This window comes from Rhizobium sp. CC-YZS058 (assembly GCF_034720595.1).
In the GTDB taxonomy this organism is placed as follows: domain Bacteria; phylum Pseudomonadota; class Alphaproteobacteria; order Rhizobiales; family Rhizobiaceae; genus Ferranicluibacter.
Map to the genome: position 1 here is coordinate 71262 of NZ_JAYESJ010000002.1, position 14670 is coordinate 85931.

Annotated in this window: 15 protein-coding genes; 10 read left to right on the plus strand and 5 right to left on the minus strand. The window is 59.7% G+C overall.

Going from position 1 to position 14670, the window contains the following annotated elements:
* Positions 1 to 9 precede the first annotated feature (9 nt).
* The 4 genes from trbG (at position 10) to U8330_RS20580 (ending at position 3499) form a co-directional block, all read left to right on the plus strand.
* On the plus strand, positions 10 to 822 hold the full coding sequence (gene trbG, locus U8330_RS20565; RefSeq protein ID WP_323107439.1) for a P-type conjugative transfer protein TrbG: 813 nt from the start codon (positions 10 to 12) through the stop codon (positions 820 to 822).
* A 3-nt stretch (positions 823 to 825) separates the two neighbouring features.
* Positions 826 to 1263: a conjugal transfer protein TrbH gene (gene trbH, locus U8330_RS20570; protein ID WP_323107440.1), complete on the plus strand. Its 438-nt coding sequence runs from the start codon at positions 826 to 828 to the stop codon at positions 1261 to 1263.
* 14 nt (positions 1264 to 1277) lie between these two features.
* On the plus strand, positions 1278 to 2576 hold the full coding sequence (gene trbI / locus U8330_RS20575; RefSeq protein WP_323107441.1) for an IncP-type conjugal transfer protein TrbI: 1299 nt from the start codon (positions 1278 to 1280) through the stop codon (positions 2574 to 2576).
* 221 nt (positions 2577 to 2797) lie between these two features.
* Positions 2798 to 3499: an autoinducer binding domain-containing protein gene (locus U8330_RS20580; RefSeq protein ID WP_323107442.1), complete on the plus strand. Its 702-nt coding sequence runs from the start codon at positions 2798 to 2800 to the stop codon at positions 3497 to 3499.
* A gap of 1 nt (position 3500) precedes the next feature.
* Here the strand turns inward: U8330_RS20580 and U8330_RS20585 are convergent, their stop codons facing one another.
* Positions 3501 to 3821, minus strand: a complete 321-nt coding sequence (locus U8330_RS20585) for a transcriptional repressor TraM (protein WP_323107443.1) — start codon at positions 3819 to 3821, stop codon at positions 3501 to 3503.
* 139 nt (positions 3822 to 3960) lie between these two features.
* Here U8330_RS20585 and U8330_RS20590 point away from each other — a divergent pair, with 139 nt between their 5' ends.
* The 3 genes from U8330_RS20590 (at position 3961) to U8330_RS20600 (ending at position 5930) form a co-directional block, all read left to right on the plus strand.
* Positions 3961 to 4179 (plus strand): helix-turn-helix domain-containing protein, encoded by a 219-nt coding sequence (locus U8330_RS20590; RefSeq protein WP_037094170.1) that lies wholly within the window; start codon positions 3961 to 3963, stop codon positions 4177 to 4179.
* A 120-nt stretch (positions 4180 to 4299) separates the two neighbouring features.
* Entirely contained in the window at positions 4300 to 4872 is a 573-nt protein-coding gene (locus U8330_RS20595; protein WP_323107444.1) for a DUF433 domain-containing protein, read from the plus strand.
* 221 nt (positions 4873 to 5093) lie between these two features.
* Complete coding sequence (locus tag U8330_RS20600) at positions 5094 to 5930, plus strand: hypothetical protein (RefSeq protein ID WP_323107445.1); 837 nt, start codon at positions 5094 to 5096, stop codon at positions 5928 to 5930.
* 52 nt (positions 5931 to 5982) lie between these two features.
* Here the strand turns inward: U8330_RS20600 and U8330_RS20605 are convergent, their stop codons facing one another.
* The 4 genes from U8330_RS20605 to traA are packed head-to-tail and all read right to left on the minus strand — an operon-like array spanning position 5983 to position 11900.
* On the minus strand, positions 5983 to 6591 hold the full coding sequence (locus U8330_RS20605) for a TraH family protein (protein ID WP_323107446.1): 609 nt from the start codon (positions 6589 to 6591) through the stop codon (positions 5983 to 5985).
* A 14-nt stretch (positions 6592 to 6605) separates the two neighbouring features.
* On the minus strand, positions 6606 to 7766 hold the full coding sequence (locus U8330_RS20610) for a conjugal transfer protein TraB (RefSeq protein WP_323107447.1): 1161 nt from the start codon (positions 7764 to 7766) through the stop codon (positions 6606 to 6608).
* Complete coding sequence (gene traF, locus U8330_RS20615; protein ID WP_323107448.1) at positions 7756 to 8286, minus strand: conjugative transfer signal peptidase TraF; 531 nt, start codon at positions 8284 to 8286, stop codon at positions 7756 to 7758. Before traF ends, U8330_RS20610 begins: the two co-directional genes overlap by 11 nt.
* A gap of 32 nt (positions 8287 to 8318) precedes the next feature.
* The gene (traA, locus tag U8330_RS20620; protein ID WP_323107449.1) at positions 8319 to 11900 is read right to left on the minus strand and encodes a Ti-type conjugative transfer relaxase TraA; all 3582 of its coding nucleotides are present in this window, start codon (positions 11898 to 11900) and stop codon (positions 8319 to 8321) included.
* Between the two features lie 254 nt (positions 11901 to 12154).
* On the opposite strand from traA, the gene traC reads away from it, so the two are divergent.
* From traC to traG, 3 genes are read left to right on the plus strand one after another with little or no spacing between them, the layout of a single operon-like run.
* Positions 12155 to 12451 carry a conjugal transfer protein TraC gene (gene traC, locus U8330_RS20625; RefSeq protein ID WP_323107450.1) on the plus strand — a complete coding sequence of 99 codons (297 nt, stop codon included), beginning with the start codon at positions 12155 to 12157 and terminating at the stop codon, positions 12449 to 12451.
* A gap of 4 nt (positions 12452 to 12455) precedes the next feature.
* Positions 12456 to 12671, plus strand: coding sequence for a type IV conjugative transfer system coupling protein TraD (gene traD, locus U8330_RS20630; protein WP_113376220.1), 216 nt, complete (start codon positions 12456 to 12458; stop codon positions 12669 to 12671).
* The gene (gene traG, locus U8330_RS20635; RefSeq protein ID WP_323107451.1) at positions 12658 to 14592 is read left to right on the plus strand and encodes a Ti-type conjugative transfer system protein TraG; all 1935 of its coding nucleotides are present in this window, start codon (positions 12658 to 12660) and stop codon (positions 14590 to 14592) included. The genes traD and traG overlap by 14 nt, the downstream gene beginning before the upstream one ends.
* Positions 14593 to 14670: the final 78 nt, after the last annotated feature.

Below are 14670 nucleotides of genomic sequence, written 5' to 3' on the forward strand. Positions count from 1 at the left end.
GGAATTCACATGCACAGAACAGGATTGATCGCGGCCGTCGGCTGCATGGCCGGGCTCGTCCTTGCGGATTGCGTGATGGCGCAGAGCATGACGTCGAACGAGGTGAAGGGGACCAACATCTCGCGCAAATGGCGGGGGACGCCCGGTCTGGTGACGACCGGTCCAGACGGAAAGGTGATCTTTCTGTTCGGCGAGACCCAGCCCTCCGTCATCTGCTCACCGCTTCAGGTCTGCGATATCGAGCTGCAAGGCGGCGAGATCGTCCGCGATGTGCTTGTCGGTGACACAGTCCGCTGGAAGGTCGAGCCCGCGACATCGGGGGCAACCGGCGGGCAGGCGATCCACTTGATCGTCAAGCCATCCGAGGCGGGCCTGGTGACGTCGATGGTCGTCACGACCTCGCGGCGCACCTATCATATCCAGCTCAAATCCCATCCCAGCCAATACATGGCCCGGATCGGTTTCGAGTACCCTGAAGATGTGTCGACCAAGCTGGCCGACATCAATACCCGGCTTGAGACCGGCGGTATTCCGGGAGCCGCACCAGACAAGCTGAACTTCTCCTATTCGGTCAGCGGTGGCGCCTCGTGGCGGCCGAAGCGCGTCTATTCCGACGGCACAAAGACCTATATCCAGTTCCCCCGGTCGATCTCCGGCCAGGATGCACCAGTTCTCTTCGTCGTCAGTGGCGGCCAAAACCGCATCGTCAACTACCGCATGAAGAACGACATGATGATCGTCGACTACGCCATCGACAAAGCCGTGCTCGTCTCCGGGGTTGGCTGGCGCCAGCAGAAAATTACGATCCGGCGGGGAGGCTGACCGATGAAGAAAACCATCGCCGCCATCATCTTCACTGCCCTCCTTTCCGGTTGCCAGACTGCGCATGAAACACTGACTACAAGCTCCACACCGATTGCCATTACTGGCCCCACAGCAAGTGCGATCGCCGGCGATATGGCAAGCCGTCTTGCCGAACAGGTCGGCCCGGCCGGCACCACGATCCTCAAGATGGATAAGGACACCTCCGAGTATGCCGCCGCGCTCGAGGCAGCGCTGAAGGGATGGGGATACACCGTCATCACCGACAATAAGGTCGGAAAGGATCAGAAACCCGTCGAGATCGCGTGGTCGGTCGACAGCTTCGACGGACAGGTCCTGGCGCGGATCAGCACCCCGACCATCGCGCTCGGGCGCGCCTATACCGCGACATCAGCCGGCGCCACGCCAACCAGTCCGCTTTCGATCATGCAGCGAAACTGAGGGGAGGGGAGACCATGGTTCAATCGCTCCAGCTCGGCACGGCGGGCAATGCCGACGATCAACAGAGTATGCGACGCCTTAATCGCCTGCCGATCATCGTCGCGATTGTCATCATCATTCTGTTCTTCGGCGTCGTGATCGTCGGCCTGTCGTGGCGCGGTCTTTCCTTCAACCGTGGGAACGAGCTCGACACCACCTCCGCGTCGCCAGCGACAACGTTTGGCGATCAGCTGAAACGCGGGGTCTCAGACGGGATCATCGGCGAACCGGAACAGCGCGAGGTGTTTCAGCCAACGCCCGTCGTTGTCAAGCGCGAGCCAGTGAGAGAACCGGTTGTAGAGCGGCAGAATGAGGTCCGGACGGAACGGCGATCGCAACTCGAGCCGGAGGCCGAGTGGAAGGCGCGGCTGAAGCGGGAACAGGACGAGCAGATCCTTCGCGAGGCGCAGCGTCAGAGAATGGCGAGCCTCCAGGCGCGGGCGACGGCGCTCGATTCCCCGCTCAAGGTGGACGTCTCTGAGGTCCAGAAGAGCGCTTCCGAAAGCAAGACGGACGCCCGCCAACCGCTCAACGCCACGACGAACAGTGCATCCGATCTATACAGCGCTGCGATGCAGTCTGGTCTCCTCGGCCAGAACGCCGATCAAAATGGCCAGACCTCGAAGGAAGATTTTTTCAATCAGGACATCAAGGATCTTGGTTATCTGCCGAACCAGGTCGTCCCGCAGCTTTCGCCTTACGAGTTGAAGCGTGGCTCTGTTATTTTAGCGACCATGATCACGGGTCTGAACTCAGACCTTCCGGGGCGGATTTCGGCTCAAGTCAGCCAGAACGTCTATGACAGCGCCACTGGCTACCGTCTGCTCATCCCTCAGGGAGCGAAGCTGTTTGGGCGCTACGATTCCAAGGTCTCATTCGGGCAGGAGCGCGTGCTGGTCGTCTGGACCGACCTGATCTTCCCCAACGGCTCAACACTTCAGATCGGCGGCATGTCCGGCACGGATGCCGAGGGGTATGGCGGCTTCAAGGACAAGGTCGATCGCCATCTCTGGCGCACATTCGGGTCCGCAGCTCTCGTTGCCATCATTGGCACGGGGATCGACATGTCGATGCCGGAGAGTTCGACACTGGCCACGCAGGACACGGCTTCAGATGCTGCACGGCGAAATTTTGCCGAATCGTTCGGACGTGTCGCGGAGCAGACGATCTCGAAAAATCTCAACGTGCAGCCAACGATCCGGATTCGACCGGGCTACAAATTCAATGTGCTCGTGGATCAAGACATTATATTCCCAAGTTCTTATCGACAATAGAACCGACCTTGGCGCAACCTGGTCATCGGGCAGGTAATTGAAACGAAGCGACATAATACAATCTTGCGTGGGTAATTTCTTTCTCTTAATAGTCAACTTTAGGCGAGCGCGATCGTGTGCTTCGCCTTTGTTTTGGAGCGACCGGACCCTCGACAAGGGGTACTGCCACATATGATTGCAACCCTGTTGCGCTCATATCCTCACGAATAGGAGGCCTTGAATTGAACCAATGGTTTGAGCGTTTGACCGAGCAGGTCGCCCTGGCGCATGACGAAGCCTCGGTAAAAGCGACCCTGGAGAAGCTAAGCCAGGAAGCAGGTTTTGGGGCATATGCCTACTTCAATCTGCAGGCAGAGACGCAAACGGCGATCTCAAACTATGATGTCGAGTGGCAGCAGCGATATTTCGAGAAATCTTATGCTCTGATCGACCCCGTCGTGCGCAATGCGCGCGATCAGTTGGAAGCATTCGCATGGTCCAACGAATCGTCGCTCAGGATGAGCAAGGAGCGCCGGAATTTTTACGGCGAAGCCGGCGAGTTCGGGATTCGCTCCGGTATCACAATACCCATCAAGACCGGTTTTGGCCGGATGGCGATGCTCACTTTGGCCTCGGAAGAAGCGGAATTTGCTCTGAGGCAATCGCTGAACCCCGTGCTTGCGGCTTCCGCGGTCGCGCAACTGCATTCGCGGCTGGAAGGACTTGGAGCGAAGCCGACACACCACACACCGATCCGCATGAAATCGGATGAATTGACTTGCCTGCGCTGGTCGGCCGAAGGCAAGTCCATGAAGGCCATCGCCATCATCGAAAACACCACCTACGCCAATGTCGCGTTCTTCCTCCGCAACGCCAAATCGGCATTGGGTGCGACGACCTTGCCCCAAGCGACTGCCATGGCCAAGGAGTTCGGCCTGATCTAGTTCAGTGCCCCTTTGATCTCGGCATGTCCGGTATGTAACCCAGAATGTCGAGAAGCGTTGAAACGACCGTCTGCTGTGCGTGGACGGCGATCATCGCCGCGATATAATTCTGACTTGCCTCACGAGCGGCTTCTGGCTCCGATGCTGCATCGAGTTTTGCTTCGAGCATCACAGCACTATCGCGCAAGCGACGGTGCTTCTCGAGCTCGCGCACGACGTGGCGTTCGATATCTTCGGGCGCCTGGTCACTCATCAATCCGATGAGTGGGCGCAATATGAGTTTGGTATCAGACACTGGCCCGTCTGCATTTGCTTTAAACATTATCGGTCCAATTACCGTCCATTTACCTCTGGTGTAAACCTTCTTTGAAACGACCTATCTACAAAAGCAAATCGGTTTAAATCCCAATTACATACTATAGTTGATAAACTTAAAGTATGTAAACGTCGATCTTCCGACCATGGATATGCGCAAGCTGGTCGGTCGGAATTTTGCCCGCCTCCGTCGGGAAAAAGGCCTGACACAGGAGGATGTGGAAGCGCGCTCCGGCTTCAGCCAGCAGTATCTGAGCGGTCTCGAAAGAGGGAAGCGAAACCCCTCCATCGTGACACTTTATGAGATCGCTCAGGCCCTCGGCGTCAGCCATGTAGAGCTCGTCACGCCAGACCAGTCAGACTAAGTAGGCGAGGCTCTCCACCGGTCAGTATGACTGGAATTCTCTCTGATCACACCTAGAACCGAGGTCCCATTTCACAACGCGCAGTGAAATCGCTATATATTCTCCGTAAGGAGAATGATTATGGTTCAGATGTCACGTGCCTACACGCCTGCAGAAGCCGCTGCCGTCAGCGAAATTGCCGTGAAGTCGGTTCATAATGCAATCGACAAACGGATCATCGCGCGTCGTCTTTCGGAAGACGAGGGACGGGCACTCTCCGACGACGACCTGCTGCGCCTCAAGCTCTGGTATGGAGTCGGCTCTATCCTGTCGGCCGAGCGGCGCCAGCGGCTCTTCGACATGATTGACCAGAACCCGGAAGTCGATACCGTACGAGCGGACGATTACCTGATCGTCGATGTTGCCCGAGCGCGCCAGCAGCTTGCCGCACGTGCAGACGCTCTTCGGGAAGCGGAGCAGGCGATCGAATTCGTGAAGGGTGTCGTTGGCGGCGACCCGGTTTTCAGCAAAACCCGCGTCCCAGTCAGGACGATTGCCGCCATGAGGGCCCACGGTGCGACAACGGAAGAGATAGTCGAGGGTTATCCGGCGCTTACCGCGCGCATGGTCGAACTCGCGGAGATCTGGACGGCCGCTCATCCGGCACGGGGTCGGCCTCGCAGGCTTTCCGACCTTGGCGCGACGGTGAAGTAGTCCAAGCGTATTTCGCTGCCAAAAGCTGACTGAGTAGAGTGTTTGGGAAGTAAAAATGCCCAAAAGACTAAAGGCGCGGTCTATTAGACCACGCCTAGCCATAATTCCGTTTAGACTCTCCAAGTGCCGTGGTAAGGCCACGGGCTCGCAGCACCATTGTGCCACCACTCAGCGAGTGACTATGTTATAGAGATCCGACTCGGGAATTGCAAGGGGGACAAGTGTCTAGCGTTACCAAGCGGCATGTGCCGACGTCCCAGTTGCTCGGGGAGTATCTCACCTTCGTACCCACTCCGCAACAGGTCGACCACTTCAAGGTCGATATGCGTACTTTGAACCCGACCCTGCTACGTGACAGCATACGTGAAGGCGTGAAGGTCCAGGCCCTGCAGCAGATACCCGTGCATGAGCAGCGACTGGTCATCCACCGGATCTACACCCGCAAGGTCAAGGAGTTCTCCTCAATCTATCCATTCGTGTTCGCCGTCGAGAACGGCTTGCGCTCGGTGTTGGCTGACTATCTGGAAGAGCGCTTTGGCCGGATGGATTGGTGGGTATTGATCCGCAATGCCCGGCAAAATGGACAGGCCTACACCGCCTTCCCGAACATCCTAGGCACACCGGTCAATCCTGCCTTCGTGAAAGCTGTTTGGCGAGTGTTCGACAACATGGTCAACCCCCAGCACGTCAAGGATGTGACCGGCAACAACAAGTCCGATGAGTTCTACTATTGCCTGACACTTGGGGAACTTTGGAGGATCATGGAGGCCGATTGGGTTCTGATCCGCGACATGTTCGCCCCTGACGCCGTTCTTGGCTTCACATTCACCAAGACCATGTTCATCGATACGATGCGAGTGATCAAGGAGACGCGCAATGAGTTGTTTCACAGCAACCCGATCAAAGATCGCAAGAAGATCGTCGAAGCGTGCGAGCGGATTCTGAACGGTTTGCAGTTCCATCTCGGCGACTACGACGCTGACCTTGGTGCTGCAACCTACGTGCGTGTACCGTCAGCCGTCATGCGCCAAGCTCGACATGTCATACCGGCCCGATAGTCCAAGCAGAACGGCGAGTATCCTGCAACGAGCGCACTAAGGCAGATGATCTTCATTTCTGTCCGCCGATCCTCGTCAGGTCGATCCGGATACCGGCGTCATCGGGTTTCATTGGAGCTTCATCCGGCATATCAGCAATTTCGTCGTCTGCAACCTGGGCAGCGTCGTCACTCTCAACCGCCGACCGCTGCACGACCGCGCCACCCGGATCCTCCGCCTGGAACACGCTCTTCCCCTCGAACTTTCCGGTCTGCCACGCATGGACAGCATCGTCGAAGAGCTGCGGAAAGACCTCCTCGCTCGTCGGATTGCCATACCATTTCGCGACGATGCGCAGGATCTTGGCAAACATTGTCGTGCCCATGCGCAGATTCGTGCAAGGGTCAACCAGATCAGCCTTCAGCTCCGACGCATCCTTCAGGCCAATGCCCGCCGGGATCTGGGTCAGGCCTACCCGTACGATAGAACCGCCAATGTTTTCGCGGACAATCTCGATGGCTTCCTCGGGCGTTTTCGGTTTGGGAACGAGGATCAGCCGGCCGCCAGATTTGACCGTAATGGCAAGGGGATCATCCGAGCCGACCGCCTGGACGAACTGTTCGACGATTGCCGGCTTTAACGATGGGTCGGCACATTCCTTGATCAGCGCAGCTTCCAGCATACGAGCTCCAAACGTTAAGTGTTGAACGAGATGACGAGCGGCAGGCCGAACAGGCGGGCCCACGCCCCGCTACTCGCCCGCTGAATGTCGATGATCGATGTCCCAGCGGTCCACCAGCCGTTTCCGACTGCGACGATGGCATCGGGCCGATGGAAGGCCGATTGCAGGATCGGCCAGACGAGGAGCAGCTCGTAGCAGATCAGCGGCGCCACACTTTGGTTGCCGACGTCAACGACGGGATTGGCAAAGAAATGTGCCCGGGCGCTGCCTTGATCGCCGATCCAGGCGCTCCAAGGCTGCCACATCGACCCGGGCACCGGCATCCGCTCACGGTAGAGAACCTGGCCACCGTCAGCAGACAATTTTACGAGCACATTGTCGTAGCCTTGGCTGTCGACGATGGCTGCTCCTGCGATGGCGATGATGCCCGTATCCGTGAGAGCTCTCTGCCAGATGCGGCCAACAGTCGGCGTCCAGAAACCGATAGCGCTTTCCGGCAGCACGATCGTTGTGCCCGGCGGTTGGGCGCGAGCAATTTCGATCAGCTCCTTTTGCCGCTTGAGGCCAGCTTCGCGTCCGAGAGATGCGCCCATTTCGAGGTCGACACCTATCCACGACGAAGGTAGAATCGGCGGCGTCCACTCAGCGGCGGACCAGAGCCAGAAGCCTGCCATGGCTATGGCTGCAGCCGGCCGATACCGCGTCGTCATGACGATCAGGCCGGCTGCCATCGCTCCCAGACCCCACCATTCCCAGCCGGGAAACAGAACGCCTGCGGCGGTGACCGGATGTGCCCATCCCAGGATGCCGAAGGGTGGAACCGCCATCGCAAAACAAGCAGCCATGTATCGCAGAGGCTTTCGCCATCCCTTGCGATCGGTCCAGAGCACCGCATGGACCGCAACGAAGGCGGAGGAGGCGACCAGCCATAGCAGAAGACCGGGCCAGATATCCGATGAATAGAAGTTGGCCACACCCTGCGGCAATCCCCTCGATGCGGCGAGAAAGTAGGCTGCAGAGATCGCCGTTCCCTGCAGGCGCGTGCGCGCCAGAGACCAGAGCATAGGGAATGCCCCAGCGATGGGCAAAAGAAGCACGTCACCGCTCCAGCCGATCCATCCGGTGCTCGTCGATAGAGCAATGAGGACACCCGATCGGAAGAGGTCATGGCGCATAAGTCCAGACCTCCTGCGCCAGTCCAAGGATGCCATTCATCGGAAGAGGGCCGAAGTACCGGCTGTCGAATGACCCTGGAAACTCGGAATGCAGGAAGGCCATCCCTGGCGGAACGACGCCCCCGTCGTAGCGCACCATCTCACGCCCCTGGCCGTCCACCCCCGCAACACGGGATTGAGGCAGCGGCCGACCATCGACGCGGACATCATCAGCTATCTCGATCGTCTGTCCGGATGTCGCCGCAACCGTCTTGATCAGCGGCGCGACGCTGCCGGCGCAGAGGCCGAAGCGCAGATATCCCCGCGCGCGCGCCTCACGCATTGCATCGGTGTCCGGTGGGCAAATGAAGACCAGATCGCCGACCAGGATCGGGCGATCGGGCTTGACGATCCGCCACAGGCCCAGCGGTTCGCTTGGTGTGAGATTGACCCTGAAGCCCTGTCCGCCAAGCAGCACGATGAAGCCAAGTGCGAACAGAGTGAAGCTGGAAACCCGGTAGAACCAGACAAGCCGTTTCATGCGCCGCAGCACTCTATGACGATGACGCATCTTCATTTGAGGGTCAGGCCCTGGGACTTGATCTGGCGCAGTGTCTCTGCCTGCTTGAGTGCCGTCACGCTGCGCTCGTGGGCAGACAGTTGCTGAACCGTCCGCATCGTGTTCCAAGCCTGTTGCACCTCGCTCTTCTGGGCAGCATTCATGCCTGCAGTCACGCGCTGGAATGCCTCGCCATCGGAGTCTTTCGCTGCGAGCGGAAGCAGGGTTCTTTCTCCGAAACGTTCCGTGACCGCCTTGGCAAAACCCTCGAGTTCAGCCTTCACCATTTTGTCGGCAAGGGCATATTCCAGACCTGCTGGCAGATCATTCCTGTCGATGGCGTCACGTACCCGTTCGAGCACACTCTTCGCATTGGCAGAGAGGGCAGGGATCTCCAGGGCGACTTGTCTACGGACAGCCAGTTCCTGGGCGTGGTTGCGGCGTTCGGCCTCGCCACGCTGGCGCAGGTAATCACCGATGCTGTCGGCCAGCGGCGCAACATTCTTCAGCGCACGGTCGCGATCCGCCTTGTCGATGCGGCTTGCGAGAAGACCGGTCTTGCCTTTGAGGCCGCCGAAGGTTTCCGGCTCTGCAGTGATCCTGGAAATTGTCTTCGCCGCGGCCGCCTCATCCTGCAGCATCGCGTCAACATTCACCGCCTTGAACGCCGCTTCCGGGTTGGCGAAAACATGATGGAAGCGCATGGACACTTCCTCCCACTGCTTCTTCAAGGCGGGGTCGGCGGCGATCCTGTCTTCGACGGCCTGGTCGATTGTTTTGGGGAAGGTCGTGATGCCTGAAACCATCGGCTTTTCCTCCTCGGCTGTGTTCGGGATGGAGATGTTGCTGCTGTGACGCGCCAAGCCGAGCCTCGTGCCAAGGGCTGCGAGCTTTGCGGCGAGATCGATGAGCCGCTGCTTCTGGCGGACGGTCCAGGCGAGCCGGTCCTTCGAGATCGTGCGCGCGACATTCATCAGATGCAGGCCACGCGCTTCCGCAAATCGCAGCGCGGCGCGATAGGACGATGCACCCTCATAGTCCAGGGTCGTTTCCTTCGATCCATCGCGGGCCAGCCGCTCCTTGAGCCGCTCCATCGCCAGTTCCGCGACGCGAACGACCTTCCAGGTGTTGCGCTCGGCCGTCGTGCCATCCGGCAATGTGACCGTCTCCGATCCATCGTGCTTCAGACCGATGCGATCACCGATATCAGGCCGAGCGTCCTCGAGGGCACGCTTGAGATCGACACCCCAGATCGTGCGTTGCTGTCCGTCACTATCTTCGAGCATCACGAAGTAGCTGTCACGGTTCCCAGGCTTGTGTTCGTAGGGCGCGACACCATGCTCGAGCAGGATGCCACCGCGGCGGTTGGTGAACTCTTCCATGCCGACATGAAGCTCGGCGACCTCGCGATGGCGCGTCATCGCGACATAGGTCAGGTGACGGTCGAGCGTGCTGGATGCAAGGACTTTGACACGGTCGACGGTTGCGCCCTGGGACTTGTGGATCGTGGTCGCATAGCCATGATCGACATTGGCATAGAACCGCTGTTCGACGATGACCCGCGTGCGGCTCTCTCCGTCGCCGATCTCGGCCACGATGCGACCAGGTGCTGCATCCACGACCTTGGCCAGCATGCCGTTCTTGACGCCGAGGCTGCCCTCGTTCTTCAGGAAGACGATCTGGTCCCCGGCGGCAAAACGACGGGGGCCATCTTCGGTGTTGAACGCAAAACCTTCGCCGACAATACCGCGCTCGACGAGCCTCCCACGCGCAAGCTCGTTCAGTTCACGCACGTCACGACGACGGTGTGCGAGGATGAGCGTGGTCTTGTCAGGATCGAAATCACGGTTCCAGCTCTCGATCAGCCCTTCGATCGCATCCTGCCTCGTCCAGCCGCTATGTACCAACCCGGCCTGCTCATAGGCGTTCAGCGCGCTCCCCACGTTTCCACGCGCCAGATCGAGTGAAGCATCTCGCATCCACTGATCACGCTGGCGGTAGATCGTCTCCAGCTCCGCATAGCCAACGCGATCGGTGATGGCCCGGAATGCCGCACCTGCTTCGATCGGCTGTAGCTGATCGGGATCCCCGATCAGGACGAGCTTGGCGCCGGCCTTCACCACCGCTTCCACGAACAAGGCAAGCTGACGCGAGGACACCATGCCCGCCTCGTCGATGACGAAGATCGTCTTATCGTCGAGGTGATCCCGCTCCTTCTCCCAGCGCAGTTCCCAGGATGAGAGCGTTCGGGAAACGATGCCTGCTTCCTTCTCCAAGCCTTCTGCAGCTTTGCCGGCCAGTGCCCCGCCGACGACCCGATAGCCAGCGGCCTCCCAAACCTCGCGAGCAGCCTTCATCATCGTGGTCTTGCCAGCGCCGGCACGGCCGATGACAGCGGCGATCCCGGCGTCGCCAGCGACATGTTTGATCGCCGTCTTCTGCTCGTCGGACAGACGATCATGCCGGGCAAACGTCGCCTCGATAACAGAGTTACGAACGCCGTGTGATGAACGGCGCGAAAGCGAGATTGCGCGACTGGCCATCTCGGCTTCGAGCCTGATTAGCTCGCGCGTCGTGTACTTTGCCGATGTCCGGGCACCTGTCGCAAAGTCCACCTGCTCGCGATCCAGGCGAAGGGTCTCCGGGCTCTGCAGGATGCGCGCCATCAAGTTCTGAAAGAGACCGGCGTCATCGATATAGCGATGCAGGACCTTGGCGACATCTTGGCCGTCGAACACGCTCTTCTCCCGCGTGATCAGGTCAAGCACGATCTCGGGATTACGCTGGATACGGCGCGCGTTCTCCGCCCGCCGCTCTTGCTGGAACCCCAGCCGTTCGAGCGCAGTTCTCTCTTCCGCACTCTCCGATTTCCTTTCGATCGCCTTCGTACCGACGCCGAGATGGATGGTCGGCGCAAGTTCGATGCCCTGCTTCTCGAAGGAGCGACCGTCGACCCGGATGTCGAGGCCGGCCAACGCCAGATGCCGGTTCTGGCAGGCAAACCAGCCGTCGCGAAACACGTTGAAATTCTCGAGCCCACCGGCCCAGAGTTCGTAGACGATCTTGTTACTGTCATTGCGTAGCGCATTGCCGTCCGGTCCCACGACGGCCACCTTCTTCGAACCGAAACCGTCTTCGGTCAGGGGCCGCAGCGTCGTCATCAGGTGGATATGCGGATTGCCCGGCGCGTCGTGAAACACCCAGTCGGCAACCATGCCTTGGGCCGTGATGTGCCTGGCAACGAAATCCCTGACGAGCTCGACGTTCTGCTCGGCTGACAGCTCGATCGGCAAGGCGATGGTGATGTCCTTTGCGAGCTGCGCGTCCGACCGTTTCTCAAATTCTTCGACCTTGTTCCAGAAAGCTTCCGACGCCCCCGCGACAGACCTATCGGCAATCAACGATTGCAGCCATTCCGGCGCGTCGGCCGGGATGACAAACTCCTCATGCAGCAGGCCCTGCTTGCGGGTGTAATCGATCGTCCTGGCTTCCCGCTCATAGTCCATCTTGGCGCAATGCCGGTAGGCCGCCGACAACACGGCGCTGCGGCCGGAGCCGCGCGCAACGATGCTGACTGAGAAATGCGGGACGGCCATGACCAGGCAAGCTCCTCGATCGAACAAAATCAACGTGTTCGTCAGGAGCGGAGGGCCCCGCCAGGGCCCGAAAGCGAAGCGTCGCATCAGCGACGTATAATTGCGCCCTTCGGATCCGTCCTTGCGAACGGACGGGATGATGCTCAAAAGCGTAGGCTCCGCCTACTCGCATTTCTGTTAGTAGATCGGCACGCCGATCTGAACGACTCTGGCTGCGTGAACCACGTCATGCAGCAATAGAGGACAATCCAGAGATGAAGAAGCCATCCTCCAAGATCCGCGAAGAAATCGCCAAACTCCAGGAGCAGCTCAAGCACGCGGAAACGAGAGAGGCCGAGCGCATCGGTCGCATTGCGCTCCGGGCAGGCCTTGGCGAGATCGAAATTGAGGAGACCGAGTTTCAGGCAGCGTTCGAGGAACTGGCGAAACGCTTTCGCGGAGGCAAGTCCAGCACGAGCGGAAGGAAAGGGGCGGGCGACAGCAGCACGGGCAGCGGGCAGACCGAGGCGCTCGCGTCTGGCTCGACTTCGGGCGGCGTTGGCGAGGCTTGAGCGGATGAGCAGGAACGCAACGTCCGACGCCCGGAAGAAGGACACGCGCGACAAGATCGAGCTCGGTGGCCTCATCGTCAAAGCTGGTCTCCGGTTCGAGAAGCGGGCGCTTCTGCTCGGCGCATTGATAGACCTGCAGCGCCGGCTGAAGTCCGACGGCCATGAGCGATCACGATTGACGGCGATCGGGGCGGAGGCTTTCGGCAATGAAGGCGAATAAGATCGTTCTCGTTCTTATGCCTGTGGCCATCATGGGCGCGGCTCTGTTCGCTCTCACCGGCATCGAGACCTGGCTTGCCGGCTTCGGGAAGACCGAGGCGGCAAAGCTTGCACTTGGTCGCGCAGGGCTCGCAGCACCCTACATAGTGGCGGCTGGGCTCAGCCTGATATTGTTGTTTGCTACAGCTGGATCGGCAAGCATTCGCGCCGCAGGCGTCGGGGCTGCGATCGGAAGCGCTGCGGTCATCTTGATGGCTTGCTTGCGGGAAGGCGTGCGACTTGCAGCGCTTTCCTCCCAGGTACCAGCGGACAAATCCGCGCTGTCCTATCTGGATCCATCGACCATGATCGGCGCTGCTGCAGCACTGATGTCCGGCTGCTTTGCAGTGCGCGTGGCAATCGTGGGCAACGCCGCTTTCACACCGGCCGCACCGAAACGCATCACTGGCAAACGCGCCTTGCACGGAGAGGCCGATTGGATGACCTTAGTCGAAGCCGACAAGCTGTTCCCGACAACTGGCGGCATTGTGGTCGGCGAGCGGTACCGTGTCGACCGCGACAGCGGTGCCGGCGTTTCGTTCGGTGCGGATACCAGCGAGACGTGGGGTGCTGGGGGCAAGTCTCCGCTGCTCTGCTTCGACGGATCGTTCGGCTCCTCCCACGGTATCGTCTTCGCTGGATCGGGCGGCTACAAGACGACCTCCGTCACGATCCCGACGGCTCTGAAATGGGGAGGCTCGCTCATTGTGCTCGACCCTTCCAACGAAGTCGCGCCCATGGTCTCGAGGCATCGCGAGGGGGCAGGGCGGCGGGTCAGGATCCTCGATCCACGCAAACCCGCGACCGGCTTCAACGCCCTCGACTGGGTAGGTCAATTCGGCGGTACGAAGGAGGAGGACATCGCCTCTGTCGCATCATGGATCATGAGCGATAGCGGTCGCGCGAGCGGGGTCCGAGACGACTTTTTCCGTGCCTCAGGCTTGCAGCTCCTGACGGCGATCATCGCCGATGTCTGCCTGTCCGGGCACACACCCAAGGAGCAGCAAACGCTGCGCCAAGTGCGCAGCAATCTGTCGGAACCCGAGCCGAAGCTGCGACAGCGCCTGCAGGATATCTACGACAATTCGGAATCGGAGTTCGTGAAGGAGAACGTCGCCGCCTTCGTCAACATGACGCCCGAGACCTTCTCCGGCGTCTATGCCAACGCGATCAAGGAAACGCATTGGCTTTCGTACCAGAACTATGCAGCACTTGTGTCGGGATCGACATTCCGAACCGAGGATATCGCGTCGGGCAAAACAGACGTGTTCATCAATATCGACCTGAAGACGCTGGAGACCCACAGCGGATTGGCGCGCGTCGTGATCGGCTCGTTTCTAAACGCGATCTACAATCGCGATGGCGCGATGGATGGCCGCGCCCTCTTCCTCCTCGATGAGGTCGCCCGCCTTGGCTACATGCGCATTCTGGAGACCGCGCGCGATGCCGGTCGAAAGTATGGCATCACGCTGACGATGATTTATCAATCGATCGGCCAATTGCGCGAAACCTATGGCGGGCGCGACGCCTCCAGCAAGTGGTTCGAGAGCGCAAGCTGGATCAGTTTCGCGGCCATCAACGATCCGGAAACCGCCGATTACATCTCTCGCCGCTGCGGCATGACGACGGTCGAGATCGATCAGGTCAGCCGTAGCTTCCAGTCGCGCGGGTCGTCGCGGACGCGCTCGAAACAGCTCGCAGCCCGGCCACTCATCCAGCCACACGAAGTGCTGCGCATGAGGGCGGACGAGCAGATCGTGTTCACGGCAGGCAATCCGCCGCTGAGGTGCGGGCGTGCCATCTGGTTCCGTCGGAAAGATATGACAGCTTGCGTTGAGCGAAGCAGGTTTTTGCCGCGCGAAGCGCCAGCCCATGAACAATGAAGAGCATCGGAGAAATCAGCATAGCGACGACCGCCAGGGCGTGATTTCGGGAATTCTCGTCATGCTTCGGTCGGATAT

Coding starts and splice junctions, on each gene's coding strand:
- trbG (WP_323107439.1), top strand. CDS start 10: ATGCACAGAACAGGATTGATCGCGGCCGTCGGCTGCATGGCCGGGCTC.
- trbH (WP_323107440.1), top strand. CDS start 826: ATGAAGAAAACCATCGCCGCCATCATCTTCACTGCCCTCCTTTCCGGT.
- trbI (WP_323107441.1), top strand. CDS start 1,278: ATGGTTCAATCGCTCCAGCTCGGCACGGCGGGCAATGCCGACGATCAA.
- U8330_RS20585 (WP_323107443.1), bottom strand. CDS start 3,821: ATGTTTAAAGCAAATGCAGACGGGCCAGTGTCTGATACCAAACTCATA.
- U8330_RS20590 (WP_037094170.1), top strand. CDS start 3,961: ATGGATATGCGCAAGCTGGTCGGTCGGAATTTTGCCCGCCTCCGTCGG.
- U8330_RS20595 (WP_323107444.1), top strand. CDS start 4,300: ATGGTTCAGATGTCACGTGCCTACACGCCTGCAGAAGCCGCTGCCGTC.
- U8330_RS20605 (WP_323107446.1), bottom strand. CDS start 6,591: ATGCTGGAAGCTGCGCTGATCAAGGAATGTGCCGACCCATCGTTAAAG.
- U8330_RS20610 (WP_323107447.1), bottom strand. CDS start 7,766: ATGCGCCATGACCTCTTCCGATCGGGTGTCCTCATTGCTCTATCGACG.
- traF (WP_323107448.1), bottom strand. CDS start 8,286: ATGAAACGGCTTGTCTGGTTCTACCGGGTTTCCAGCTTCACTCTGTTC.
- traA (WP_323107449.1), bottom strand. CDS start 11,900: ATGGCCGTCCCGCATTTCTCAGTCAGCATCGTTGCGCGCGGCTCCGGC.
- traC (WP_323107450.1), top strand. CDS start 12,155: ATGAAGAAGCCATCCTCCAAGATCCGCGAAGAAATCGCCAAACTCCAG.
- traD (WP_113376220.1), top strand. CDS start 12,456: ATGAGCAGGAACGCAACGTCCGACGCCCGGAAGAAGGACACGCGCGAC.
- traG (WP_323107451.1), top strand. CDS start 12,658: ATGAAGGCGAATAAGATCGTTCTCGTTCTTATGCCTGTGGCCATCATG.